This window comes from Candidatus Palauibacter australiensis, from assembly GCA_026705295.1.
In the GTDB taxonomy this organism is placed as follows: Bacteria; Gemmatimonadota; Gemmatimonadetes; order Palauibacterales; family Palauibacteraceae; genus Palauibacter; species Palauibacter australiensis.
In genome coordinates this window covers 31,611-55,400 of sequence record JAPPBA010000183.1, presented here as the reverse complement: position 1 = coordinate 55,400, position 23,790 = coordinate 31,611, and the positions used below count along the sequence as shown (strand labels likewise).

Genomic DNA, 23,790 nt, shown 5'->3' with positions numbered 1-23,790 from the left:
CCCTGAACCAGACCTTCGAAGCCAAGCTGCGCGAGGAGGTCGAACTCGATCCGGAAGCAGAGGCACTGCTGGAGGGTCGCTCGCTCGAAGCGGATTCGACTGGCCAGGAGGCCGCGGCGCCCATGCTCGAGGCGGATTCGCTCGCGGCAGCCGGAGCTTCGGAGGAGGCCCAGGCGTTGGAGATCGACCGGGCCGAAGGGGCTCCGGCCGAAGCGGTCCGCGGGCTGACGGACGTCGGCCAGCAGGGGGAGCCCGGCACCGGACCGGACCCGGAGGACCCGGATGCGCCGCGCCGTGCTCAGCCGCGTCGGAACGTCGTCCTCCTGGGGATCAACTCGAGTCCTCTCACCTTCGACTGGTCCCGCGAGAACGAGTCGCCCCTGACGACGGACCGCTGGTCGCACCGCATCAACTCGGACCTGTTGAGGGGACTGTCCCTGAACATGTCGCTCGACCTGTTCGAGGGTACCGGGGAGGACCGGGCCTTCGCCCCCATCCTGTCGAGCCTGACCGGCAGCTTCACGTTCAGCTCGGCCAGCGGTCTCGGAGGGTTGCTCGGACTGGGCGGCGGTGGCGGAGGGGGCGGGGCCGATCCCCAGAGTCGCCTGCGGAATGCGGCCGATTCCCGATACCGGCTGCAGAGTTTCGACGAGAATCCGGATCCGGGCGACCCCGGTCTGCGGACCGGCGGACCATGGACGCTTGCGTTGACCTATTCGCTGCAGCGCGGCCGGGAGGATCAGAGTTCGCAGGATCGGCAGTCGCTCAACGCGGTCCTTTCGCTCAATCCGAGCCCGAACTGGCGGCTCGCCTGGCGCACGACGTACAACCTCACTAACAAGGAATTCGGCGAGCACCTGATCACGCTCGACCGCGCCCTGCACCGTTGGATCGCGACCTTCATGTTCGCCCGCTCGCCGAACGGGAACTTCATCTTCCAGATGAGCGTCAGTCTCATGGACGCGCCCGATCTCAAGTTCGACTACGACCAGCAGTCGCAGGACGGCCAGGGCGGTTTCGGTTCCGGCGGCCTGGGCTCCAGGCGTTTTTGACATTCTTCGCGGGGCTCCCGACATTCCCGTGCACTTCATGCGCGGCTCGCGCGCCGAGGAGGGTATGCTCCCGACCACCGCCATCGATCTGGAACAAGTCCGCCTGCCCGTCGCGGACCGGCTCCTCGCCGTCGAGCGCGAGCTCCGCGGGATGGCGCCATCGGGATTCGAGGCGCTCGACGAGGTGGGCGACTACCTGTTCGCGCGCTCGGGGAAGCTCCTTCGGCCCACCCTGCTCCTTCTCGCCGACGGGGTAGGAGGGCGCCCCTCCCCGGATGCCGTGAAGCTGGGGGCCATCGTGGAACTGCTGCATGTCGCGACGCTCGTACACGATGATGCGGTCGATCACTCCGCGAGGCGAAGAGGCCGGCCCACCGTCAACCACCGCTGGACGCACCAGGTCGCGATCATCGCGGGAGACTACCTCTATTCGCGCGCGGTCATCGAGGTCGTCGCGCTCGGCAAGCTCGAACAGGTCGCCCTTCTCGCCGATACGGCGAACCGCATGACGATCGGGGAAATGCGGCAACTCGTCCTCCACGATGGCCTCGACTTCACGAGGGAGGACTACGAGAGGCTGTGCGAACACAAGACGGCGTCTCTGATGTCCGCGGCGTGCGAGCTCGGGACCCTGTCGGGAGCGCCGCAATACCGGGACGCCCTGCGCGCGTACGGCCACCATCTGGGGATGGCGTTCCAGATCGTTGACGATCTGCTCGACTATTCATCATCGACGCGCGTGATGGGCAAGCCGCGTGGGCAGGACCTGCAGGAACACAAGGTGACGTTGCCCCTGATCGCCGCTCTGCCCAAGATGGAGTGGGGGGAGCGGCGCGCCGTCGAAGGGCTCTTCGCGGACCCGGAACCCTCTCCCGAAGCCGTGCAGGAGATCGTGGATCTCGTCGAAGCGCATGGAGGTGTGGAGACGGCTCGCGAGGAGGCGCGGTCGCGGGTGGACCGGGCACGGGACCAGCTCCGGCGTTTACCGGCGAGTCCGTGCCTCGAGGCGTTGCGCCTCGCGGTGGATTACGTCGTCGAGAGAGTACGGTAGCGAGTGAACTTCGGAAGCAGACGCCATCGTTCCCCGATACGCCTGGTCCTCATCATCGCGGGAGGATTCGTAATAGGGGGGCTGCTCACCGAACTCGCGACGGTTACGTTGCCCCCGTCAGCGGCGCGTCAGTTCTTCATCACAACGGTCGCGGCCTCACTGCAGCCGCTTGCATTCGATCTCAAGGTGCTCGCATTCACGCTGGGGCCGATCGTCCTGCGCTTGAACGTGTTGAGCGTCGTCGGGGTCGTGCTCGTCGCCTGGTTCGCCCGGTCGCTTCTCTGACCGGGGGCCGCGGCGATGAGCCACAACCAAGGAGTCTGAGATGTTCGGTCTGAGCCCATGGGAGTTGTTGCTCGTATTCCTCGCTATCCTGCTCCTCTTCGGCGCGAAGCGGCTTCCCGAGATCGGGAGTTCCCTGGGCCGCGGGATCCGGGAGTTCAAGGGCTCGATCAAGGAGGTCGAGGGCGACGTGCGGGCCGAGATCACGGGGGACACCGCGCCTCCATCGGCCACCTCCGCCACACAGGAGACCGCGCAGGCCCGCCCCGCCAATTCGGAAAACTAGCCGATAGCAGCCCGATAGCCCGATAGCGGCGGGGACCCGGCGGGGCCGCGGGATCCCAGCCGGAAGGGCCGCGGGTTCCGCGCCGGGCGGTCGGCCCGGCAGGTCGTCAGCGGCTCGGGACCGGAGGTCCGGGGTCAGAAGCCCGGGATCATGGGCTGGGCCTCCTGCTGGAGGAGGAGCCTCGAGCGGTGATCCTCCACCGCTGTGTCTTCGCGAAGCGCAGCCAGCCACTTCTGCACGTACTGCTGGGAACGCTCGAAGCCCAGCTGCCCCACCACGGCGTCTCTGACCTCTTCGAACTCCTCCCGCGTGGCCTCTTCACGCTCCAGGACCTCCACGACGACCACCGCATCCCCGGCATCGAGGGCGCCGCTGAGTTCACCGACATCGGCCCCAAATCCGAAGCCGACCGCCTCCGTGCCCTGACCGAGTCCCGGGACGAAGTCGCCCCGGCGGAATGACCCGGTCTCTTCGACCGACCAACCAAGTTCCTCCGCCGCCTGGTCGAGAGAACTTCCGGCCGCGACCGCACCGAGCAGCCCGCCGGCCAGTTCCGCGGCTCGTTCCTTCTTCTTCTCCTCGAGCAGCTCCGCACGAATCCCGATCCCTGCCTCCTCGAACGGAATCGTGCTCTCGTCACGCCGTCCCAGGAGTTCGACCAGGTGAAAGCCCGCCGGGTTCTCGAACGAATCGGACAGGTCCCCGATCTCGCTCTCCGGGCCCAGGGCCCACTCCCTCGCCACGCCCAGTTGGCCGGCGCCCGGAACGAAGTCCACGCCGTCCAGCAACTGCACATCGGTGCGAACCGTCACGCCGAGCGAGTCGGCGGCCGTCGTGATATCCGTGCGCAGCGCAAGATCCTCAAGGTCGTCGAGGAGCGTGAACACCGAATCCTCGGTCGCGCCGGAAATCTGGAACGGGACGTAGATCTGGCGCAGCGCCAGCGAGTCGGCGCTCCGCTCATCGACCTGCAGGACATGTAGTCCGAACGGCGTCTCGACCGGATCCGTGACCTGTCCGAGGGGGGCGTCCGCGGCGACCTCGGTGAGGCGCGGGTCGAAGGCGCTCATCGGACGCTTGCCCATGAAGCCCCCCTCCGCGCCGGAGATGGAGTCCGCGGACTCCGCCATCGCCACCTCGGCGAAATCCTCGCCCCCCCGTACGCGGTCCGCGAGGGCGGCGGCCCGTTCGCGGGCGGCGAGCGAATCGGCGATGGAGGGTCGGAGCGAGATGCTGACCATGTTCACGCGGGCGCTCGCGGGCCGGATGAGTTCGTCCACGCGTTCGTCATAGACCCGCCGGATTTCGTCGTCCGACACCGAGACCTCCGAGTCCTCCACGGTCAGCGCCGGGTCGATCCGCACGAAGCGGACGCGGGCCTGCTCGTTCGTGTCCCGATAGAACCGCCAGGCTTCTTCCTCGGATACGTAAATCCCGCTCTGGACGAGCGTCTGCAGCTTCGCGCGCGGCAGGATCGAGCGGTAGTAGCCCTCGATCTGCAGCAGTTGCGTCTCATCCGTCGCCGGGTCCGTGAAGAACCGGCGGTACTTGTCGATGTCGAACTGCCCGTCCGTCTGGAACCCGGGGTAGCTCAACATCTCCTGCGGTGGCTGCGTGAAGAACGCCTGCCGAACCTCCGCATCGGTCACGCTGACGCCGAGCCGATCCAGTTCCGCCTGGATCAGCGTTGCGCTGATCAGGCTCTCCCACGCCCGTTCGGTCACGACGCGAACGTCCTCGTCCGTCATACCGCGGTCGGCCGTGCGGCTCACCGCAAGCTGGTTCTGGAGGAAGATATTCCACTCGTTGTAGCGGATGTCCTGTCCCCCGACCTGCCCCACGACGGGGTTGATCTGCCCGCCGAGGTTCCCTCCCTGCATCGCGTTGATCCCGTCGAACACCAGCCAGCCCACGAAGGCCGCGGCCATGATGCCCATCACGAGGCTCGCGCTGCCGCGCATCTTCCGCATGAACATGAGACGCCGAACCCACCTTGTCGTCTTGAATCGAGTCGCCCGAACGCGGCCGCGCCGGGGCCGGAAACGCAGGTCGAAAACGTACGCCGGCCCAGCGTTGCGGGCAACGAAAGGCGGGAGCCCCGCCGCACTCCCGCGACGTTCGTTGACAACCGAAAAAACCGGTCGGTATGTTGCCGGAGACCGGGTCGGAAGGCCCGAACCCGCCGCTATTTCTCCCTGCGAAGCCTGTGGCCGCCGACGACCAGACCGTGGAGATCGAACAACTCCTGCGCCGCGCCGAACTGGAGCCTCGGACCCACACGTTCGCGCGCCTCGCCGACCTCTACCGGCAGGCGGGAGAGCACGAACGCGCCCTGGGCGTGATCCGGGATGGCCTGAGCGAACACCCGTACTATCTGGACGCCCGCCTGCTCCACGCCCGCGTGCTGCTCGAACTGGGTCGCGACGAGGTGGCGCGGGTCGAATTCGAACACATCCTGGCGCTCGATCCGGCGAACCCGCTCGCCTGCATGGCGCTGGGCGTCAAGCGGGTCGCGACGGACGGTTCCGACGGCGCCGCTTCGGCGGACGACTGGCTGGAAACGCTCGAGGACGCGTGGCGGAACGATGGAGCCGATGCGCCGTCCGCTCCGGCGGGCGGCACGGCGAGCGCGCCAGCGGTCCCGCCGAAGGGCATCGAGACCTCGACGCTGGCCGGGCTGTATGCGAGCCAGGGCCTCTTCGACCGCGCGATCGGCGTGTACGAACAGATGCTTTCCCGCGACCCGGACAATGCAGATCTCACCGGCGCGCTCGCGGAGCTGCGGCGCCGCGCGGAGGAGGGGGGCGGACCACACTCCGGTGGCGGCGGGGCCGACTCGACGCTGTCTCCGCGCGATGTCCCGCCGGCGGCGGACGGGGCGGAGTCGGCGGACCGGGCGGCCGTCGAGGAGTCGATCGGCGAGCAGCTTCGCCGGATCCTCGATGGCGAAGCTCCCCCGGAATCGAGCTGAACGGGTGCGCGAGCCCATCCGCATCGGCGTCCTGAACGGACCGAACCTCAATCTCCTCGGGCGCCGCGAGCCCCACCATTACGGCACGCAGACGCTGGCCGAGATCGAGTCGCTCCTTGGCGAGCGGGCGGGCGCGGACAACATCTCGCTGCTGTTCTTCCAGTCCAATGACGAAGGTGAGATCGTGGACTGGGTGCAGGCGAACACCGGCGAGGTGCATGCGTGGCTCGTAAACGCGGCCGCCCTGACCCACACGAGCGTGGCGCTCCGCGACGCCCTCGCGGGCTCCGGCCGCCCCTTCGTCGAGGTCCACCTCTCCAACGTGTTCGCTCGCGAGTCGTTCCGGCATACGTCGGTTCTCTCCGACCTCGCGATCGGCGTCATCGCCGGATTTCGGGCCTCCAGCTACCTGTTCGGTCTTGAGGCGCTCGTCCAGCATCTTCGCCGGAGCGCCGAGGCGGGAACGGAGTGACGTCGCGGGAAACGCGGCGCGGTCGGCTCGAAGCGGCGATGAAGGCCGCCGGGCGCCGGTCGGTCCTCGTTACCGCCCCATCCAGCGTCCGCTACCTGAGCGGGTTCACGGGTTCCGCCGGGGTTCTCTGGATCCCTCTCGAAGGTCCGCCCGTGCTCGTCACCGACTTCCGGTACGAGGAACAGGTGCGCCTGGAGGTGGCGGGTCCCATCCGCACCCATATCGGCCGCGACGGGTGGATCCGCGGCGTCGCCGAGGTGGCGGCGGACGCCGCGGGCCCCATCGCGTTCGAAGCCGAGAGCCTCACGGTCGCCGACCACGAATCTCTTCGGGGCATGCTCCCCGATGTCGTCTTCGTCCCACTCCGCGATCTCATCGGGACATTGCGGCGGGTGAAGACCCGCGACGAAGTGGACGCCATCGAACGGGCGGTCGCCGTCGCTGAGCGGGCGTTCGATCGGTTGCTGTCGAGCGTGGAGTGGTCCGCCGCCCCGAGCGAGCGCGAGATCGCGACCGCGCTCGAGATGGAACTCCGCCGCGGAGGCTCGGATCCGCTCCCCTTCGATCCCATCGTCGCGGCGGGAGAACGCTCCGCGCTTCCCCACGCGACGCCCACGGACCGGCGCGTCGAGCCGGGCGATCTGCTCCTCATCGACTTCGGCGCCCGCGTGGACGGCTACTGCAGCGACATCACGCGCACTTTCGTGCGGGGGACGCCGGAGCCCTGGCAGGCGACCCTTCACGAGCAGGTGCTCGGGGCGCAAACGAAGGCGCGCGGGACGATCGGCAGCGGGGTCGCGTGCCGGGACGTGGACCGGGCCGTGCGGGCGACGTTCGCCAGCCACGACATGGACGGCTTCTTCGGCCACGGCACCGGGCACGGGATCGGACTCGACGTGCACGAGGGCCCCAGCCTTTCGTCCCGCTCCGAAGATATCCTCGAGCCGGGAAACGTGGTGACAGTGGAACCGGGCTTGTATCTTCCCGGACGCGGCGGCGTGCGCATCGAGGACGATGTGCGGATAGGGGAGGCAGGTGCCCGCACGCTGACCCGCCTTCCTCGCGCCCTCGTCCAGCTCTAGCAGCACGGGTACCATGGCAGATACTTCGGATTTTCGTCGAGGGATGGTGATCGAGCTCAACGGCACCCTCTACTCGATCACCTACTTTCAGCACGTCAAGCCGGGGAAGGGTGGGGCCTTCGTCCGTACGAAGTTGAAGGACGTGATGGAGGGAGGCGTGGTCGACAAGACCTTCCGCGCCGGCGAGAAAGTCAGGGAGGTGCGCCTGGAACGGCGGCCCGTGCAGTACACGTATACGGACGGCCACCTGCACTACTTCATGAACATGGAAACCTTCGAGCAGATTCCGATGTCTGAAGATCAGATCGGAGAGGACCAGCTCCAGTATCTGGAGGAGAACATGGAGTGTCAGAGCCTCACCCGTGACGGCGTCGTGCTCGCGATCGAACTGCCGCAGTTCGTCGAGCTGGAAATCGTCGAGACGGACCCCGGAGTGCGGGGGGACACCGCCCAGGGCGGGACGAAGCCGGCCCGGCTGGCGGCCGGCGCCGTGATCCAGGTGCCGCTCTTTGTAGAGAACGGCGATGTGGTGCGCGTCGACAGGACGGAAAACAAGTACATCACGCGGGTAACCTGACCATGGATTTGGACTGGCTGAAGGGACTCATCGAGTTGGTCGAGGACTCCGGCGTGGACGGCCTCGACGTCGAGCTTGTGGGCTCGGACACGGGAGACCCGACCCGGGTCAGGATCCGGAAATCCCCGCGCATCGCGGCCGCGGCGACCGTGCCCGCAGCCCCTGTCGGCGGCGTGGAGGTCGCGCAGGCTCCGGCTCCCGCGCCCGCCTCCCCGCTGGCGGAGACGGCGCCCGCGGCGGGGCTGTTCGAGGTGCTCTCGCCCATGGTCGGCACCTTCTACCGGGCGCCGGCGGCAGACGCCGACCCCTTCGTGTCCGTGGGGGACCGGGTGGAGGCCGGCCAGACGCTCTGCATCCTCGAGGCGATGAAGCTCATGAACGAGCTTCAATCGGACGTCGCGGGCGTCGTGCAGGAGATCGCGGTCGAGAACGCCGAGCCGGTGGAGTACGGCGCGCTGCTCTTCCGTATCGAGCCCGACTGAAGCCGCGGACGGGCGCATGTTCCGCAAGATCCTGATCGCCAACCGTGGCGAGATCGCGCTCCGCATCCTGCGCGCGTGCCGTGAACTCGATATCCGGACGGTAGCCGTGTACTCGGAGGCCGACCACGACTCGCTCCACGTCCGCTTTTCCGACGAGGACATCTGTATCGGGCCGCCGGTGGGCCGCGAGAGCTATCTGAATATCCCGCAGATCCTCGCGGCGGCCGAGATCACCGGCGCCGACGCCATCCACCCAGGCTACGGCTTCCTGGCGGAGAACGCCGAGTTCGCCGAGATCTGCGAACGGAGCGGTCTCGTGTTCATCGGGCCCACCCCCGAACAGATCCGCCGCATGGGAGACAAGGCGGAGGCGCGAAAGACGATGACCGCCGCGGGCGTCCCCGTCGTCCCGGGCTCGCCGGAGCCGCTCGATGACGAGGCGGAGGCGTTGGAGGAAGCCCGCCGCATCGGGTTCCCCGTCATGATCAAGGCGGCCGCCGGCGGCGGAGGGAAGGGCATGCGGGCCGCCACCGAGGAAGCGGAGTTCAGGAGCCTCTTCGCCATGGCGAGGAACGAGGCCGAGGCCAACTTCGGCGACCCGACCGTGTATCTTGAGAAACTCATCGAGCGGCCCCGTCACGTGGAGATCCAGATCGTCGGCGACCGCCACGGGCGCGTGCTGCACCTCGGGGAACGCGACTGCTCGAGCCAGCGGCGGCACCAGAAGCTCGTCGAGGAAGCGCCGAGTCCGGCCGTCACGCCGGAGCTTCGCGAGGCGATGGGGGCCGCGGCCATCCTGGGGGCGAAGGCGATCGGATATCAGAGCACGGGGACGGTGGAGTTCCTCCTCGCGCCGGACGGCGAGTTCTATTTCATGGAGATGAACACGCGGATCCAGGTCGAGCACCCCGTGACCGAACTCGTGACTTCGGTCGACCTCATCAAGGAACAGATCCGGATCGCGGCGGGCGAGAAGTTGGCCATCCCCCACCCCATCGAATTCCAGGGGCACGCGATCGAGTGCCGGATCAACGCGGAGGATCCCGAGCAGGGCTTCCGTCCGTCGCCCGGCACCGTCACGGCGTTCCACGCGCCGGGGGGTCCCGGCGTGCGCGTGGACACGCACATCTACGGCGGCTACGTCGTCCCTCCGTTCTACGACTCGCTGCTGGCCAAGCTCATCGTCTGGGGCCGGACGCGGGATGAAGCCCGGATCCGCGCCTACCATGCCCTCGAGGAGTTCATCCTCGAAGGCGTTCATACGACGGTTCCCTTCCTCCGCAAGGTGCTTGCCCATCCCGATTTCGTCTCGGGGAACATCGACACGGGGTTCGTCGAGCGGTTCCTGACCCGCCCGTGAACGGCGAGGACGCGTCAGCATGGACGACGCGTGGTGCGCGGGCCATCTTGAAGGGCGGCCGGAGCGCGGATCTGGCGGTCTGCGCGGGGCTGGATGATCTCGAGGTCGTGCCGGTCTGGCGGGACGGCGCCCTCGTTGGCTGTCGGGGCGGGGAGGATGCGTGATGGTGGATGAACGGCAACGGCGCGAGGTGCTGGGCGTCGCGCTGATCGTGCTCGGCCTCCTGGTGGCGTTCGCGCTGCTCTCTCCCGCATTCGCCGGCGGGTCCAACTGGATCGGCCCGGCCGGGGAACTGCTTCACGACAACCTCGAGCGGGCCGTTGGCGTCCTTTCGCCCCTCCTTGCGATTCCGGCGTTCATGTGGGGCCTGCATTTCCTCGGATGGGGCGATCCGACCCGGGCCCTCCGCTGGTCCATCCTCACAGTGGTGCTGCTCGCGGTCCTCCCGTCGCTTTACCGGCTCATCGCGGGACCGGGACCCGGGGCCGGGGGCGATATCGGCTGGCTGGGCGCGACCGCGGGGGACGGCCTCGCACAGGTGTTCGGCCGCCTGGGCGGCGTCCTCCTCGCCGCGGGCGTCCTCCTGCTCACGCTGTTCGTCACCATGAGGTGGTCCCTGACCGGCGCCGTGACGGCGGGGGGGCGCTCGCTCGTCCGCGGAGTCGCGGCCGCCGGCGGCGCCGTCCTCGGACTCGGCCGCTCCTTCGCCGGCGCCGCGCGGCCCTCGCGTCTTCCGCGGTCTCCGGCAAAGCCCGATCCGCCGAGCGAAGTGAAGGCAAAGGCGTCGGCCGGACGGGGCCGGGCCACGAAGAAGCGGACACCCGCGAAACCGGCGAGCGCGCCACCCGAGCCGGACCCGGCGCCGGAGGACGAGACACCGCCCATCCCGGAACTCGAGGAAGCCGGCGACCCCGGTTCCTCGGTGGTTCCGCCCCTTCGACTCTTCGACGCGCCGGTAGGGCAGGGCAGCGGCCTCGGCGTGCGCGATCTCGACCGCCTCGGCGAGATCCTCATCGAGAAGCTCGCGACCTTCCGCGTGGCCGGCGAGATCGGCGGCTGGACCACCGGCCCCGTCGTGACGCAGTTCGAGGTCGTCCCGGCGCCGGGCGTGAAGGTGGGACAGATCTCCGCGCGCGCGGACGACATCGCGCTCGCCCTCAAGGCGCCGTCGGTCCGGATCGTGGCGCCGATCCCCGGCAAGGGCGCCGTCGGCGTCGAGGTGCCCAACCCCGCTTCGGAGATGGTGCTCGTGCGCGAGATCCTTGAGAGCCCGTCGTATCGCCGGGGACGCCAGACGCTCCCGCTCGCGCTCGGCCGCGACCTCTCCGGCAAGCCGACGTGCGCGGACCTGACCCGGATGCCGCACCTCCTCATCGCGGGCCAGACCGGGTCCGGGAAATCGGTGTGCATCAACGCCCTCATCACGAGCCTGGTGTGCCGCTACACGCCGGCCGAACTCCGCCTCCTGATGGTGGATCCCAAGATGGTGGAGTTGTCCGTCTACGGAGATCTCCCGCACCTCCGCCATCCCGTCATCACGGACAACGAAGAGGCCGCCTCCGTCCTCAAGTGGGCGGTGTACGAGATGAAGCGCCGTTTCGGACTGCTCTCGGCGAACGGATGCCGGAACGTCGGGGAGTTCAACGGCCGGATCGCGCGCGGTCGCGAGGTCTTCCTCCCGAAGCGCGGCGTCATGGATGAGCCGGCGCTCTACGATGAGGGTCCGTTGCCCTACATCGTCCTCATCATCGACGAACTGGCGGACCTCATGATGACGGTACAGTCGGAGGTGGAGACGCCGCTCGCCATGCTGTCCCAGAAGGCGCGGGCGGTAGGAATCCACCTCGTGCTGGCCACGCAACGCCCCTCGGTCAACGTCCTCACCGGCCTCATCAAGGCGAACATCCCGAGCCGAATCGCGTTCCGGGTCGCGTCGAAGATCGACAGCCGCACGATCCTCGACCAGAACGGCGCGGAGAGCCTGCTCGGGAACGGGGACATGCTCTTCCTGCCGCCCGGCGAGTCCGATCCTGTCCGCATCCAGGGCGCCTACATCTCGTCCGAGGAGACGGAACGCCTTCTCGACTGGTATCGGGAGCAGGCGGAGGCGCGTGCCGAGGCCGAGAGGGCCGAGGAGGAGGCCGCTTCGGAGCGCGACATCCTCGACCTGTTGAAGGAACTGGAAGAGGAAGAGGGAGGATCGGGCGTCTCGGACGAAGGTGCCGAGGATCGCGACCCGCTGTTCCGGCAGGCTGCCGAGATCGTGATCTCCCACGCCGCGGGTTCGACGAGCCTGCTCCAGCGCCGGCTCAAGATCGGGTACGGACGCGCGGCGCGTATCGTCGACCAGTTGCACGCGGCCGGGATCGTGGGACCCGCGGACGGATCCAAGCCGCGGGAGGTGCTCGCGACCCTTGCCGATCTGGACGGCGGCGACGGCGACGAACCATGAGGCCCGTCCGCCCGCGGCCGCCTCGTTCGGGGGGGCTCGGTCCTCTCGCGGCCGGAGCCGCCGCGTGCGCCCTCATGCTGGCGTGCTCCGCCCCGGAGTCCGCGGAGGTGGCGGAGGCCCGAGCCCGGATCGAAGCCGAGTTCGGCCCGCGCGACGCCCCGCCACGAGCCGCGGCCGCCGGGAACTCGGCCGCCGCGGAGGATCCCCCCGCGGGGCAGGGCGAGCCGCCGGTCGAAGAGGCGGACGACGCGGTGGGCGCGGCGCCGAGTGAAGGCCAGGCTCCCGTCCGGACTCCGGATCCGGAGGCCCCCGATCCGGACGGGTCGCGGCCGGTAGACGAGAAGCCTGGACGCGTGGACGACGAACCTGGAAGTGTCGACGACGAACCTGGACGCGTGGACGACGAACCTGGACGTGTCGACGACGAACCCGGACGCGTGGATGTGGACTCGCTCCTCGCCTTGGCGCATTCGGCGCATGCTTCGCTCGAACGTCTCAAGGCGGCCTTCGCCCAGCGCATCGAGAACCCGCTCCTCGGCCGCACCCGCGAGGGCCGCGGAACCTGGTATCAGGAGGGACGGGACCGGTTCCGCATGGAATTCGACGAACCGGCCGGTGACATCTACGTGGCGGACGGTTCCTGTCTCTGGCTCTACGAACCCTCGCTTCACGACCAGGTCGTGGTGTCCCGCCTTGAGCAGGGCGCGGAAATTGGTTCGGTCGATATCCTCGGACGTCTGCTTTCGCAGGCGCGGACGACCTACGACGCGGTGGATGAAGGGACCGGGGAGATCGGTGGCGTGGAGACGCGCATCGTGTCGCTCACGCCGCGGGAACTCCCGGCGAGATACGTGGAGGTCCGCCTGTGGGTCGGCGTGTCCGACCGCCATGTGCGTCGCTTCCGCATTCGCGAGGAGAACCAGACCCTCCGCACCGTGACCCTGACCCCGCTCGAACCCGAGCCCCGGCTCGACCCCGCCCTCTTCGCGTACGCGCCCCCGGAGGGGGTGCCGGTCTTTCCCGACGATGTGCGATGCGGCTAGGACTCATCAGCCTCGGTTGCGACAAGAACACCGTCGACTCCGAGCGCATGCTCGCCGAACTCGTCGGCCACGGAGCCGAGCGCACCGACGTGGATGAAGCGGAGGTCATCCTCGTCAACACGTGCGGGTTCATCGACGCCGCGAAGGAAGAGTCGATCGAGACGATCCTCGAGGCGGAGCGGCTGAAACGCGCAGGGGCGTGCCGCGGCGTCGTGGCGGTCGGGTGCATGGTGGAGCGCTATCGGGAGGAGATGGCGGAGGCGCTGCCGGAGGTCGACCTCCTGCTCGGGCTGCGGGACCTCGATCGCCTCGTGCCGGAGTTGCGCGAGCGCGGACTTCTCCGGGGACCGGCGCCGGACGGGGGTGCGCACCCGGGGGAGCGGATCCCCGTCGGGGCGCGCCACGTCCGCTACCTGAAGGTCAGCGAGGGATGCAGTCACGCGTGCGCCTTCTGCGCGATCCCGCTCTGGCGGGGAAAGCACCGTTCCTTCGACCTGGAGCGTGTCGTCGCCGAGGCGCAGCGCCTCGAGGCACAGGGCGCCGTGGAGGTGAACCTGGTGGCGCAGGACCTGGCGCACTGGGGCCGGGAGGGGCGGGACGGGACGGACATCGCGACGCTCGTCGAGGCGCTGCTGCGCGAGACGTCGATCCCCTGGTTCCGTCTCCTGTATATCTACTCCGCGGGCCTGCGCGAGCCGCTCGTCGAACTGATGGCGTCCGAGACGCGGCTCCTGTCGTACATCGACATGCCGATCCAGCACGCGAGCGACACGGTGCTCTACCGCATGCGCCGGCCGGAGCGGGCCGCGAAGCTGCGGTCGAAGGTCGCGTGGCTGCGTGATACGGTCCCCGGCCTCACGCTGAGGACGACGGTGCTCGTGGGGTTCCCGGGCGAGACGGACGCGGAGTTCCGCGAACTCGTGGATTTCCTCGATGAGGTGCCGTTCGACCGGCTCGGAGCCTTCGCCTTCTCCCCGCAGGAGGGGACGCGCGCGGCCGCCATGGAGGAGAGCTTCGTGCCCGCGGATCTGGCGCGGGACCGTCTCGAGGAGGTGCTCGAGGTCCAACGAGCCGTGAGCCGCGAGCGGCTCGCCGCGGAGATCGGCCGCGAACGCATCGCCGTCGTGGATGTGCCCGCGGCCTCGGACGATCCGACGCTCGAACTCCTCTACGAGGATCCTCCGGCCGCAGCGCACCTCGGCCGGATCGAGAGCCAGGCGGACGACGTGGACGGCGTGACGGTGCTCGTGGGCGGAAACGGCCTCGTCGCCGGCTCGCTGGTGCGGGTCGAGATCGAGCGGGCGGCCGACTTCGACCTCGCGGGGCGCGTCCGGGGAGTCGTGCGCCGGGCGTCCGGGCGCGGTGAGGCCGTGCCACCCCCGGCCATCCCATCGGGGCGAGGGCTCCCCGTGCTGGGACTCGACAGCGCCTGGGGCCGATGAGCCGCGGACATCGCCAGCCATCCGCTGCCTCCGACTGGATTCGGAGGGCGCGCGACGTGATGCCGGGCGGCGTGAGCTCGCCCGTGCGGGCCTTCGGCGCCGTCGGGATGGAGCCGCTGTTCGCCGCCCGCGGCGCGGGCGCGAGGATCTTCGACGCGGCGGGGCGCGGCTATCTCGACTACGTCCTCTCCTGGGGTCCGCTCATCCTCGGCCACGCCGCCCCGCCCGTCGTCGAGGCCGTGACGCGCGCGGCTCGCGACGGGATGAGCTTCGGGGCCTGCCAGGCGCGCGAGGTCGAACTCGCCGAGCGCGTCGCCGCCTGGGTGCCCGGCGTCGAGATGGTGCGCTTCGTGAACAGCGGCACCGAGGCCACGATGTCCGCCGTGCGGCTCGCCCGCGCCGCGACGGGCCGTGACCTGATCCTGAAGTTCGCGGGCTGCTATCACGGCCACGCGGACGCTTTCCTCGTCGTGGCCGGATCGGGCGTCGCCACGCTGTCGCTCCCCGATTCGCCGGGCGTGCCGGCCGCCACCTCCGGCCTGACGCTGACGGCGCCCTATAACGACTTCGAGGCGGTGGCCGCGGTGTTCGCTGAGCACGGCGCCCGGCTCGCAGCCGTCATCGTCGAGCCGGTGGCGGGCAACGCGGGCCTCATCCCGCCCCGCGAGGGCTTCCTGGAGGGCCTCCGCGATCACTGCGACCGTGCGGGGACGCTCCTCATCTTCGACGAGGTCATGACCGGGTTCCGAGTCGCGCGGGGCGGCGCGCAGGAGCGCTACGGGGTCGCCGCGGACCTCGTCGCGCTTGGGAAGGTTCTCGGCGCCGGGATGCCGGTCGCGGCCTACGCGGGCCCGCGCGAGCTGATGCGGCGGATGGCGCCGGAAGGCGACGTGTACCAGGCCGGGACGCTGTCGGGGAACCCGCTCGGCATGGCCGCAGGCATCGCCCAGCTCGACGAACTCGAGCGCACGGACCCGTTCGCGGATCTGGAGTGGCGCGCCGCGACGCTCGTGGAGGGCATCCTGACCGCCGCTGGCGCCCGGGACATCCCGGCCTGCGGGAGCGCGCTGGGCTCGATGTGGGGCGTCTTCTTCACGGAGGGTCCGGTGTTCGACTTCAATGGCGCCCGGCGCGCGGACGCGGACTTCTTCGCCCGCTACTACCGGGCGTGCTTCGAGCGCGGCGTCTTCTTCGCCCCCTCCGCCTTCGAGGCGGGGTTTCTCTCTACCGCGCACACCGACGCGGACGTGGCGGAAACGCTCGGGGTCGTCGGCGAAGCGCTGGACGCGGCGCTGGACGCGGAGCCGGAGGCCGCGAGTTGAACTGGCGCGCGCGGATCGTCCCCGAACGGGCCACTCCGCTCCTCGTCGGCGGGGTGTTGATGGGGCTGGCCCATCCTCCCTTTCATCTCCTTGTGACGTCCTTCGTCGCGCTCGTCCCCTTCATCGTCTGGCTCGAGGGACTGCCGGCGACGGCGGAAGCCCGAAGGCAGGCCCGCAAGGGGGGCTTCTTCTTCGGCCTCGTCTACTACACACTCGTCCTCTACTGGCTCCTCGTGGCGCTCGTCTTCTACACGTGGTGGGCGTTCTTCGCCTTCCTCGCCCCGATCCTCATCCTCGCGACCTTCATGTCGTGGGTGGCGGGTGGGATCCACCTGGTGCGGACCCGCTTCCGGTGGCCGGTCTACGTCGTCTTCCCCGTCTTCTGGACCGCCGGGGAGGTGCTGCGAGCCCACCTCCTGGACGTCTCCTTCCCCTGGATGCAGTTCGGCGACACGCTCTCGGCCTATCCCATCCTCGTGGGCGCGGCCGACCTCGTGGGCTCCCGCGGGCTTTCCTTCTGGCTCGCGCTCGCGAACGCGCTCGTCGCGTCGGGGTTCCTGGCGTACCGGGCCGGGGGTTGGCCTGCGCTGCGGCGGCCGGCGACCGGATTCCTGCTCGTGCTCGCCCTCCCCATCGCCTATTCGGTGGCCCGCTGGCAGACGCTGGACGTGCGTCCCGTGGCCCGGGTCGGGGTCGTTCAGCCCAGTGTCCCGCAGCACCTGCGCAACACGGATCGCGCCGCCTCGACCGACAGCGCCTTCCGTTCCACGGCGACGCTGATCTCCGGGTGGGCGGGTCGGGAGCGCATGGATCTCGTGATCTTTCCCGAGACGATGCTCGGGTCGGGCATCTTCGATCCGCTCCCCTCCTACCCCTATGACGGGTGGCCGGAGGCGCGCGCCTGGGCGGAGGGGATTGCCGAGGCGCTCGACGCCGAGGTGGCGGTCGGGGGGCGCGGGGCGGACGATCTCGGAGACGGAGAGTACCAGCCGTTCAACTCCGCCTTCCACCTCCGCCCCGGCGCAGGCGTCGTCAACCGCTATGACAAGCGCTTTCTCGTGCCGTTTGTGGAGCGGGTGCCGTTCATGCCTCCCGAATGGTTCCAGGCCATCCCCTATGCGGGGGGGAACTTCGGCATCGGCGAGTGGCAGGCCCCGATCGAGATCGCCACGGAGGGCGGAAGCGCGGCGTACGGGACGATGATCTGCTACGAGTCGATCTTCTCCCCGCTGGCGCGGCACTACCGGCGAACCGGCGCGGACTTCCTCGTCAACATCACGAACGACTCCTGGTTCGGCCGCGACGCGTGGTGGAGCCGTTCGAGCGCCCTGTGGCAGCACCCCGCGCACCTCGTCATGCGTTCCATCGAGACGCGGATGGGCGCGGCGCGCTCCGGAAACACCGGGATCTCCAAGATCGTCGATCCGTTGGGGCGCGTGTCGCACCGCACCGAACTCTTCGAGCCCGCGTCCTTCGTGGCGGACGTGTCGACGACGGATGAGTGGACCGTGTACGTGCGCTTCGGCGATGTCGTGGGGACTCTATCGGCTCTGGTGGCCCTTCTTGCCCTCGGCACGTCTATCCTGAAGGATCGCAACCTGCGCGGCCGGGTGCGGCGCGGAAGTTCGAGAGAGACGGCGGATTCGGTAAGCGGGAGCGCATGACACGGAGGATGGAAGGGAAGGGCGGGCGACGGTTCGCCGGGCGTGGCGCTTGGCGGCTGCTCGCCGCATTGGCGTGTCTCCCGGGGGCGGAGGGCGTGGCAGCGCAGGTCCCGGACACCGTGTCCCGGGATACGGTCTCCTTCCGGCTTCGCGAACTCCGCATCGAGGCGCTGCGGCCGGTCGCCAGCGTCTCGGGCGCAAGCGCGGTGCGCCTCAGCCTGCAGTCCCCGCGCGTGGCTGCCGTCCCCCTGCTCGAGGAGGCGTTGCGCGAAATCCCATTCCTGCAGGTGCGGGAGAACTCGCGCGGCGAGGCCCAGCCGACGCTGCGGGGGACCGAATCGCGCCAGCTTTCCGTGCTCGTCGACGGGGTGCCACTGACGCTCGGCTGGGACGCGCGCACGGACCTTTCGCTTATTCCGGTCGACGCGGCGCGCGAGATCCAGCTCTTCCGGGGCATCTCCTCGGTCCTCCACGGTCCCAACGTCCTCGGCGGCGTGGTCTCGATCGAGATCGGACACGGGAGCGTGGACCCGGACCGGCGGCTCAACGGGATGCAGGGCGGCATGGACGCCACCGGCGCGGCGTTCGGCGGCGTGCGCCTCGGACGCACGTGGAGTTCGGGGGACGGCGGCGTGTCCGTGCAGGCGGGCGGCGCTTACCGGACGCGCGACGGCGTACCCCTTCCCGGCGGGGTCGTTCAGCCGGCCGCGCCCGACCCGGACCGGCGTCTGAACAGCGACCTCGACCATGTGAGCGCCTTCTTCACCGGCCGGGCCGAATCGGAAGGGGGCGCCTGGGTCTCCATGTCCACCTTCGGGTATCGGGCCGAGAGGGGGGTCCCGCCGGAGCTCCATGTGATGGATCCGCGACGCTGGAGGATGCCGGAGACGAAGCGGGCCGTAGGCACGGTCTCGGCCGGCACCGGGTGGGGTCGCACCCCCTTCGGCACGGGGGATTTCGAGGTCAGCATCGGGGTCGACGTCGGCGACGCGCAGATCGACGAGTTCGAGACGCTGGCCTACGAGGACGTTACGGGGCAGGAGTTCGCGGACGACCGCACCCTCACCTTCCGCGGCCTGTCCGACCACGAACTCGGCGAAGGGGTCGTGCGGACGGCCTTCACGGTGGCCGAGACTCGCCACGTCGAGCGTCTCGTGCCCGGCGGAGAGTCCACCTTTCGCCAGCGCCTGTTCAGCCTCGGCGGCGAGGTCGAGTTGCCCCTTGCGGGCCCCGGCGCGGGGTTCTGGTCGGGCGCCCGCATCAGCCTGGGGGCGAGCTGGGACCGCGGCAGCACGCCGGAGACGGGAGGGCGCGAGGCGCGCGAGACGATCGACGACTGGGGGGCGCGCCTCGGGGGGTCCGCGCAGATCGCACCGCGCGTTCGCTTCCACATGGGGGCGAGCCGCCGCGTCCGCTTCCCGTCGCTGCGGGAACTGTATTCCGGCGCGCTCGGCCGCTTCGTCCCCAACCACGAACTTGCGCCGGAGGTCCTCCGCGCGGCGGAGGGCGGCGTCACCGGGACGGTGCAGGCGTTCGGGGCGGAGGTCGAGGCGCAGGCCGTGCTCTTCGTCCAGAGTTTCTCGAATGCGATCGTGCGCACGGGGCTCGGGGACGGGAGGTTCCGGCGGGAGAATCGGCGTCGCGTGGCCGCGGCCGGGATCGAGCTTCTCGGCGACGCGCGGTGGGGCGATGTCTCGCTGGGCGGCGACCTGACGTGGCAGAACGTGAACGTCACGGACCGGCGGTTCGAGGGCCGCAGGCTTCGCGCGGAGTACCAGCCCGGGATCGCCGTGGGAGCGCACGTGGAGGGCCCGCTCCCCGCCGGTTTCCGGGCGCGGGTCGCGTTGGAGGCGATCGGACGCCAGTACTGCGTCGATCCGGATTTCGACGCCGACATCGACCTCGACCCGACGGCCCGCGTTGACCTCGTCGTGAGCCGGGAGTTTACGGTCAGCGGACCCTTCCGGACGCTGCAGACCTCGCTGTCGCTGGACAATCTCGCGGACGCGACGGTCTTCGATCAGTGCGGACTGCCGCAGCCCGGCCGTCTGCTGCGGCTGCAGTTCCGGCTCTTCTAGTGTCGACGCCAGTCGCGAGGTCGAGATTGCGCGTCGCATACAGCGCCGGGTATACCGTGCCGCTGCCCGAGGGTCATCGATTCCCGATGGGGAAGTTCCTCGCGCTCAGGCAGATCCTCGAACGTGACGGGATCATCGGGCCGGAGGACGTCGTCGAGCCGGAAGAGGCCGCCTGGGAGGACTTGGCGCTCGTGCATACGCGGGCGTACCTCTACAAGCTTCGGCATGGGACTCTCGGGCGCGCGGAGGAACGACGCCTGGGGCTCCCGTGGTCGCCCGCGCTCGTGCGGCGGTCGCGGCTCGCGGTCCGGGGCACGGTCAATGCGGCGTGGATGGCGCTGGAAGATGGAGTGGCGGCGAACCTGGCCGGAGGCACGCACCATGCATTTCCGGATCACGGAGAAGGGTTCTGCGTCCTGAACGACGTGGGCGTCGCCGTCAGGGTGCTGCGTCGCGGCGGGTGGATTCGTCGTGCGCTCGTCGTGGACCTCGATGTACATCAGGGCAATGGCACCGCAGCCGTGTTCGCCGATGACCCCGACACGTTCACCTTCTCCATGCACGGGGCGGGGAACTACCCGTTCCGGCCCACCCCGTCGGATCTCGACGTCGCCCTGCCCGATGGGGCAGGAGACGACGAGTACGAGGAGGCGCTGCGGCGGTTCCTTCCCGAAGCCGTGACTCGATCGCGTCCCGACCTCGTGTTCTACCTCGGGGGCGTGGATGTCGTCGCCGGCGACCGCTTCGGGCGCCTCGCGCTCTCTCGCGCCGGGCTGGAGCGAAGGGAGCGGTGGGTCATCGGGACGTTGCGCGGGGAGGGGTTCCCGCTCACGCTCCTGCTGTCGGGCGGATATGCGGCCACGCCCCGACGGACGGCGGAACTTCACGCGATCGCGCACCGGACGGCGCTCGAGGTCGAAGTGCGGCGTGAGGACGGCGGAGTGAGGAGTGATGGCGTGAGGGCGACAGCATGAAGGCGGCGCGCCACTCCCGCGGGAAGCGGGCGGAGGAGGCGCTCGAAGCCGCGCGCGGTACGGGTTATTTCGCCAGCGTGACGTTGCGTTTGCCGAGCATCGAGCCCGAAGCGGTACTCGCCTCGCCGCCGGTCGGCGTGCGCGGCTTCTGGCAGAGCGGCCCGCACTGGATCGCGCATGCGGGCGCCGCCGCCGAGATCGACAGCCGCGAGGGGGCGCAGGGACCCCCGCCTGCGGATCTCATCTCTTGGCTGCGGGGGCGCGCGGCGAGACTGTTCTCGGAACCGTGGGTCCTCGACCTGGACGGCGAGGCGAGGCGGCCGCGTTTGCACGGCGGTTTCGCCTTCGACCCCGTGTGCCGCGCGGATCGGGAGCCGGGCTTCTGGGAGGCGTTCCCGAGTGCGCGCTTCGTGCTGCCGGCGTACGAAGTCGAGGCGGACGAACGTGGTGCGTGGCTGACGGTGACGCGCCGCTTCGCGCCCGGCACCTCCGGCGATCAGGCCATCGATCGACTCCGTCGGCGCGCGATGCGTACCCGCGAACAACTGGCCCGGCTCGAGCGCCACGGGGCGGCGCCGGGGCCCGTCCCGTCCGCGACCGCCATCGAGGAACTCGTGGATCGCCGGCAATGGCAGCGCGCCGTCAACGAGATCCTCGACGAGATCCGCTCCGGCCGGGTCCGAAAGGTCGTGCTCGCGCGTTCCATGGACATCACGCTCGGGAGGCTGCCCGACTCTGCCGCCGTTCTCACCGCTCTGCGCACGGCGAACCCGCTCGCCCACCTCTACCTGATGCAGTTCGCGCGCGACCGCTTCTTCGTCGGCGCCGCCCCCGAGTTGATCGGTTCGCTGCGCGGCCGGCGCTTTCGCACGATGGCGGTCGGCGGGTCGACGCCGCGCGGCGCAGATCCGGCATCGGACGCCTGGCTTGGCCGCCAGTTGATCGACAGCCGCAAGAACCGGGAGGAACACCTCGTCGTGGTCGAGGACATCGTCGACCGGCTGCGTGAGGTCGGTGTCCGGATCGGAGCGATCCCGAAGCCCGCCCTCCTGCGCCTGCCGCGGATCCAGCACCTGCGCACGGACCTCGAGGCGGAGATCCGGCCCGGGACGCACATCCTGTCGCTGGTGGAGACACTCCATCCCACCGCAGCCGTCTGTGGCGATCCCCGCGCCGGGGCGCTCGACATCATCCGTGCGCACGAGACGGAGAGTCGCGGCTGGTACGCGGGTCCGGTCGGCTGGTTCGACGAAGACGGCAACGGGGAATTCGCCCCCGCGCTGCGCGGCGGCGTAGCCAGGGGTCCGCTGCTCCGGCTCTACGCTGCGGCGGGCCTCGTGAGCAATTCGCGGGCTCCGGCGGAATGGGACGAAACCCGGGTCAAGCTGCAGACGATGCTCGCGGCGCTCGGCGTGGCGCGGATGCGGTGAGCCGGGCGGCGGCCGCGCCCAATCGGAACGCGCTGTGGGCCCGGGCGCTGGTCGACGGGCTCGCCCGCCGCGGAATATCGCACGCCTGCATCGGTTCCGGATCCCGCTCGGCCCCGCTCGTGGAAGCGCTGGCCGCGGACGACCGGTTCACGCTTCACCCGCACGTGGATGAACGGGGCGCCGCCTTCTTCGCCCTGGGCGTGGGCGCGGCGAGCGGACGGCCGGCGGCGGTCGTCACGACGTCCGGCACCGCCGCGGCCAATCTCTTTCCGGCGGTGGTGGAGGCGAGCCAGAGCGAGATCCCTTTCCTCGCGCTGACGGCGGACCGGCCGGCGGCGCTGAGGGGCACGGATGCGAACCAGACGATCGACCAGCGGGATCTCTTCGGCCGCTACGCCCGGCGATCCATCGACCTCGGGCTTCCGGAGCCGACCGCCGCGGGGCTCGCCCGGCTCGGAGCCGCGGTGGAGGCGACGTGGCGCGCGGCCGTGGGGGCTCCCGCGGGACCAGCGCACCTGAACGTTCAGTTCGCGAAGCCGCTCGAGCCGGTTCACGTGCCGGGCGACGTGCCCGCCGGTCTTGAACCGCGCCTCCCCGGCTCCCCGACGCCCGGCCACGAGCCCGGGGCCGTGCCGCCGGACGCCGGAGGCGAACTCGCGGCCCTGCTGCGGCGTGCGCGGCGACCGCTCATCGTCTGCGGTCCCAACCAGCAGCCCGAGATCGGCCGCGCCACCCTGACGCTGGCCGCCCGGGCCCGCGCTCCGCTCGTGGCCGATCCGCTCTCCGGCGCCCGCTTCGGCCGCGGTGCCGAGCGCTGGACGATGGGCAGCGCCGACCTCTCGCTGCGTGCCGATGAAGTCGTCGCGGCATTGCGTCCGGATCTGGTCGTTCGCGTCGGACGCGCGCCGACCTCCGCCGCGGTCTGTCGCTACCTGGAGCGGCACGCGGACGCGCCCCAGTTCGTCCTAGACGCGACGCACCGCTGGCGGGACCATCTCGCCACGAGCGCGCGACCGCTGGCCGGCGATCCCGTAGCGACCCTTGAGGCCGCCGCCGCAGCCGTCTCCGAAGAGGCGGAAGAGGCTTGGGTCGGGTGGTGGCGGGCGGTCGACCGAGCGGCGCGCCTCGCGGTCGAACCGTCGCTGGCGGAGACGTGGTTCGAGGGCGCCGTCGCCGACGCCATGGCGGAGGGCCTCCCGGAAGGGACGCCCTGGCTCATCGGCAATTCGATGCCGATTCGCGACGTTGACGCCTTCACGCGCGCAACAGATCGACCGCTTCGTCCCCTCGGCCTTCGGGGCGCGAGCGGGATCGACGGCAACGTGAGCGCGGCACTCGGTGCGGCGGCCGCTGCGGGACGGCCCGCGGCGGCGCTCGTGGGCGACCTCACGCTGCTTCACGATGCAGGGGCGCTGCTCGCCGATCGTCCGCCCCGCATCTCGCTCCACCTCGTCGTCATCCAGAACCGCGGCGGCGGCATCTTCCACATGCTGCCGATCCGCGAACACGACCCGCCCTTCACCCCCTACGTGGTCATGCCCCAGTCCGTCGATCTGGGCGCGGTTGCCGCCGCCGCCGGAATCCCGCACCGTCTCGTCTCGTCGGCCGCCGAATTACGGGAGGCCGTGAAGGTGCCGGGCCCGGAATCGGAGGGCCGGGGCCTCCGCCTCACCGAGGCGTGCATCGAGCGTGAACACAACTGGCAGCAGCGCACCGCCGCGATCGAAAACGCGAAGGAGGCGGCGCGCCGCGCGATCTGAGGGAGAACCC

20 protein-coding genes are annotated in these 23,790 nt (G+C 70.1%); 19 read left to right on the top strand and 1 reads right to left on the bottom strand.

What is annotated here, in order from left to right:
• From OXN85_15370 to OXN85_15355, 4 genes are all read left to right on the top strand, one after another.
• Positions 1 to 1,052, top strand: a 1,052-nt coding sequence (locus OXN85_15370) for a hypothetical protein (GenBank protein ID MCY3601346.1), incomplete at its 5' end; no start/stop codon positions are given.
• A 64-nt stretch (positions 1,053 to 1,116) separates the two neighbouring features.
• Complete coding sequence (locus tag OXN85_15365) at positions 1,117 to 2,103, top strand: polyprenyl synthetase family protein (GenBank protein MCY3601345.1); 987 nt, start codon at positions 1,117 to 1,119, stop codon at positions 2,101 to 2,103.
• 3 nt (positions 2,104 to 2,106) lie between these two features.
• Positions 2,107 to 2,388, top strand: a complete 282-nt coding sequence (locus OXN85_15360) for a DUF4321 domain-containing protein (GenBank protein ID MCY3601344.1) — start codon at positions 2,107 to 2,109, stop codon at positions 2,386 to 2,388.
• A gap of 40 nt (positions 2,389 to 2,428) precedes the next feature.
• Positions 2,429 to 2,671 carry a twin-arginine translocase TatA/TatE family subunit gene (locus OXN85_15355; protein MCY3601343.1) on the top strand — a complete coding sequence of 81 codons (243 nt, stop codon included), beginning with the start codon at positions 2,429 to 2,431 and terminating at the stop codon, positions 2,669 to 2,671.
• Positions 2,672 to 2,805: 134 nt separating this feature from the next.
• Here the strand turns inward: OXN85_15355 and OXN85_15350 are convergent, their stop codons facing one another.
• The gene (locus OXN85_15350) at positions 2,806 to 4,641 is read right to left on the bottom strand and encodes a SurA N-terminal domain-containing protein (protein MCY3601342.1); all 1,836 of its coding nucleotides are present in this window, start codon (positions 4,639 to 4,641) and stop codon (positions 2,806 to 2,808) included.
• Positions 4,642 to 4,877: 236 nt separating this feature from the next.
• On the opposite strand from OXN85_15350, the gene OXN85_15345 reads away from it, so the two are divergent.
• From OXN85_15345 to menD, 15 genes are all read left to right on the top strand, one after another.
• A complete protein-coding gene (locus tag OXN85_15345) occupies positions 4,878 to 5,642 on the top strand; it encodes a hypothetical protein (protein MCY3601341.1) in 765 nt (254 codons plus the stop codon).
• A gap of 16 nt (positions 5,643 to 5,658) precedes the next feature.
• Complete coding sequence (gene aroQ / locus OXN85_15340; GenBank protein ID MCY3601340.1) at positions 5,659 to 6,114, top strand: type II 3-dehydroquinate dehydratase; 456 nt, start codon at positions 5,659 to 5,661, stop codon at positions 6,112 to 6,114.
• Positions 6,111 to 7,196 carry a Xaa-Pro peptidase family protein gene (locus OXN85_15335; GenBank protein ID MCY3601339.1) on the top strand — a complete coding sequence of 362 codons (1,086 nt, stop codon included), beginning with the start codon at positions 6,111 to 6,113 and terminating at the stop codon, positions 7,194 to 7,196. The genes aroQ and OXN85_15335 overlap by 4 nt, the downstream gene beginning before the upstream one ends.
• Before the next feature lie 13 nt (positions 7,197 to 7,209).
• Positions 7,210 to 7,773, top strand: a complete 564-nt coding sequence (gene efp / locus OXN85_15330; protein ID MCY3601338.1) for an elongation factor P — start codon at positions 7,210 to 7,212, stop codon at positions 7,771 to 7,773.
• A 2-nt stretch (positions 7,774 to 7,775) separates the two neighbouring features.
• A complete protein-coding gene (gene accB, locus OXN85_15325) occupies positions 7,776 to 8,255 on the top strand; it encodes an acetyl-CoA carboxylase biotin carboxyl carrier protein (GenBank protein MCY3601337.1) in 480 nt (159 codons plus the stop codon).
• Between the two features lie 16 nt (positions 8,256 to 8,271).
• Positions 8,272 to 9,615: an acetyl-CoA carboxylase biotin carboxylase subunit gene (gene accC, locus OXN85_15320; protein ID MCY3601336.1), complete on the top strand. Its 1,344-nt coding sequence runs from the start codon at positions 8,272 to 8,274 to the stop codon at positions 9,613 to 9,615.
• Between the two features lie 163 nt (positions 9,616 to 9,778).
• Complete coding sequence (locus OXN85_15315) at positions 9,779 to 12,067, top strand: DNA translocase FtsK (protein MCY3601335.1); 2,289 nt, start codon at positions 9,779 to 9,781, stop codon at positions 12,065 to 12,067.
• A complete protein-coding gene (locus tag OXN85_15310) occupies positions 12,064 to 13,110 on the top strand; it encodes an outer membrane lipoprotein carrier protein LolA (protein ID MCY3601334.1) in 1,047 nt (348 codons plus the stop codon). The genes OXN85_15315 and OXN85_15310 overlap by 4 nt, the downstream gene beginning before the upstream one ends.
• On the top strand, positions 13,101 to 14,552 hold the full coding sequence (gene rimO / locus OXN85_15305) for a 30S ribosomal protein S12 methylthiotransferase RimO (GenBank protein ID MCY3601333.1): 1,452 nt from the start codon (positions 13,101 to 13,103) through the stop codon (positions 14,550 to 14,552). Before OXN85_15310 ends, rimO begins: the two co-directional genes overlap by 10 nt.
• Positions 14,549 to 15,874, top strand: coding sequence for a glutamate-1-semialdehyde 2,1-aminomutase (hemL, locus tag OXN85_15300; GenBank protein ID MCY3601332.1), 1,326 nt, complete (start codon positions 14,549 to 14,551; stop codon positions 15,872 to 15,874). Before rimO ends, hemL begins: the two co-directional genes overlap by 4 nt.
• Positions 15,871 to 17,538, top strand: a complete 1,668-nt coding sequence (gene lnt / locus OXN85_15295; GenBank protein MCY3601331.1) for an apolipoprotein N-acyltransferase — start codon at positions 15,871 to 15,873, stop codon at positions 17,536 to 17,538. Before hemL ends, lnt begins: the two co-directional genes overlap by 4 nt.
• On the top strand, positions 17,535 to 19,616 hold the full coding sequence (locus OXN85_15290) for a TonB-dependent receptor (GenBank protein ID MCY3601330.1): 2,082 nt from the start codon (positions 17,535 to 17,537) through the stop codon (positions 19,614 to 19,616). Before lnt ends, OXN85_15290 begins: the two co-directional genes overlap by 4 nt.
• Before the next feature lie 26 nt (positions 19,617 to 19,642).
• Positions 19,643 to 20,590: a histone deacetylase gene (locus OXN85_15285; protein MCY3601329.1), complete on the top strand. Its 948-nt coding sequence runs from the start codon at positions 19,643 to 19,645 to the stop codon at positions 20,588 to 20,590.
• Positions 20,587 to 22,020: an isochorismate synthase gene (locus OXN85_15280; protein ID MCY3601328.1), complete on the top strand. Its 1,434-nt coding sequence runs from the start codon at positions 20,587 to 20,589 to the stop codon at positions 22,018 to 22,020. The genes OXN85_15285 and OXN85_15280 overlap by 4 nt, the downstream gene beginning before the upstream one ends.
• Entirely contained in the window at positions 22,017 to 23,780 is a 1,764-nt protein-coding gene (menD, locus tag OXN85_15275; protein MCY3601327.1) for a 2-succinyl-5-enolpyruvyl-6-hydroxy-3-cyclohexene-1-carboxylic-acid synthase, read from the top strand. The genes OXN85_15280 and menD overlap by 4 nt, the downstream gene beginning before the upstream one ends.
• Positions 23,781 to 23,790 lie beyond the last annotated feature (10 nt).

Coding starts and splice junctions, on each gene's coding strand:
- OXN85_15365 (MCY3601345.1), top strand. CDS start 1,117: ATGCTCCCGACCACCGCCATCGATCTGGAACAAGTCCGCCTGCCCGTC.
- OXN85_15355 (MCY3601343.1), top strand. CDS start 2,429: ATGTTCGGTCTGAGCCCATGGGAGTTGTTGCTCGTATTCCTCGCTATC.
- OXN85_15350 (MCY3601342.1), bottom strand. CDS start 4,641: ATGCGGAAGATGCGCGGCAGCGCGAGCCTCGTGATGGGCATCATGGCC.
- efp (MCY3601338.1), top strand. CDS start 7,210: ATGGCAGATACTTCGGATTTTCGTCGAGGGATGGTGATCGAGCTCAAC.
- accB (MCY3601337.1), top strand. CDS start 7,776: ATGGATTTGGACTGGCTGAAGGGACTCATCGAGTTGGTCGAGGACTCC.
- accC (MCY3601336.1), top strand. CDS start 8,272: ATGTTCCGCAAGATCCTGATCGCCAACCGTGGCGAGATCGCGCTCCGC.
- OXN85_15315 (MCY3601335.1), top strand. CDS start 9,779: ATGGTGGATGAACGGCAACGGCGCGAGGTGCTGGGCGTCGCGCTGATC.
- OXN85_15310 (MCY3601334.1), top strand. CDS start 12,064: ATGAGGCCCGTCCGCCCGCGGCCGCCTCGTTCGGGGGGGCTCGGTCCT.
- rimO (MCY3601333.1), top strand. CDS start 13,101: ATGCGGCTAGGACTCATCAGCCTCGGTTGCGACAAGAACACCGTCGAC.
- hemL (MCY3601332.1), top strand. CDS start 14,549: ATGAGCCGCGGACATCGCCAGCCATCCGCTGCCTCCGACTGGATTCGG.
- OXN85_15290 (MCY3601330.1), top strand. CDS start 17,535: ATGACACGGAGGATGGAAGGGAAGGGCGGGCGACGGTTCGCCGGGCGT.
- OXN85_15280 (MCY3601328.1), top strand. CDS start 20,587: ATGAAGGCGGCGCGCCACTCCCGCGGGAAGCGGGCGGAGGAGGCGCTC.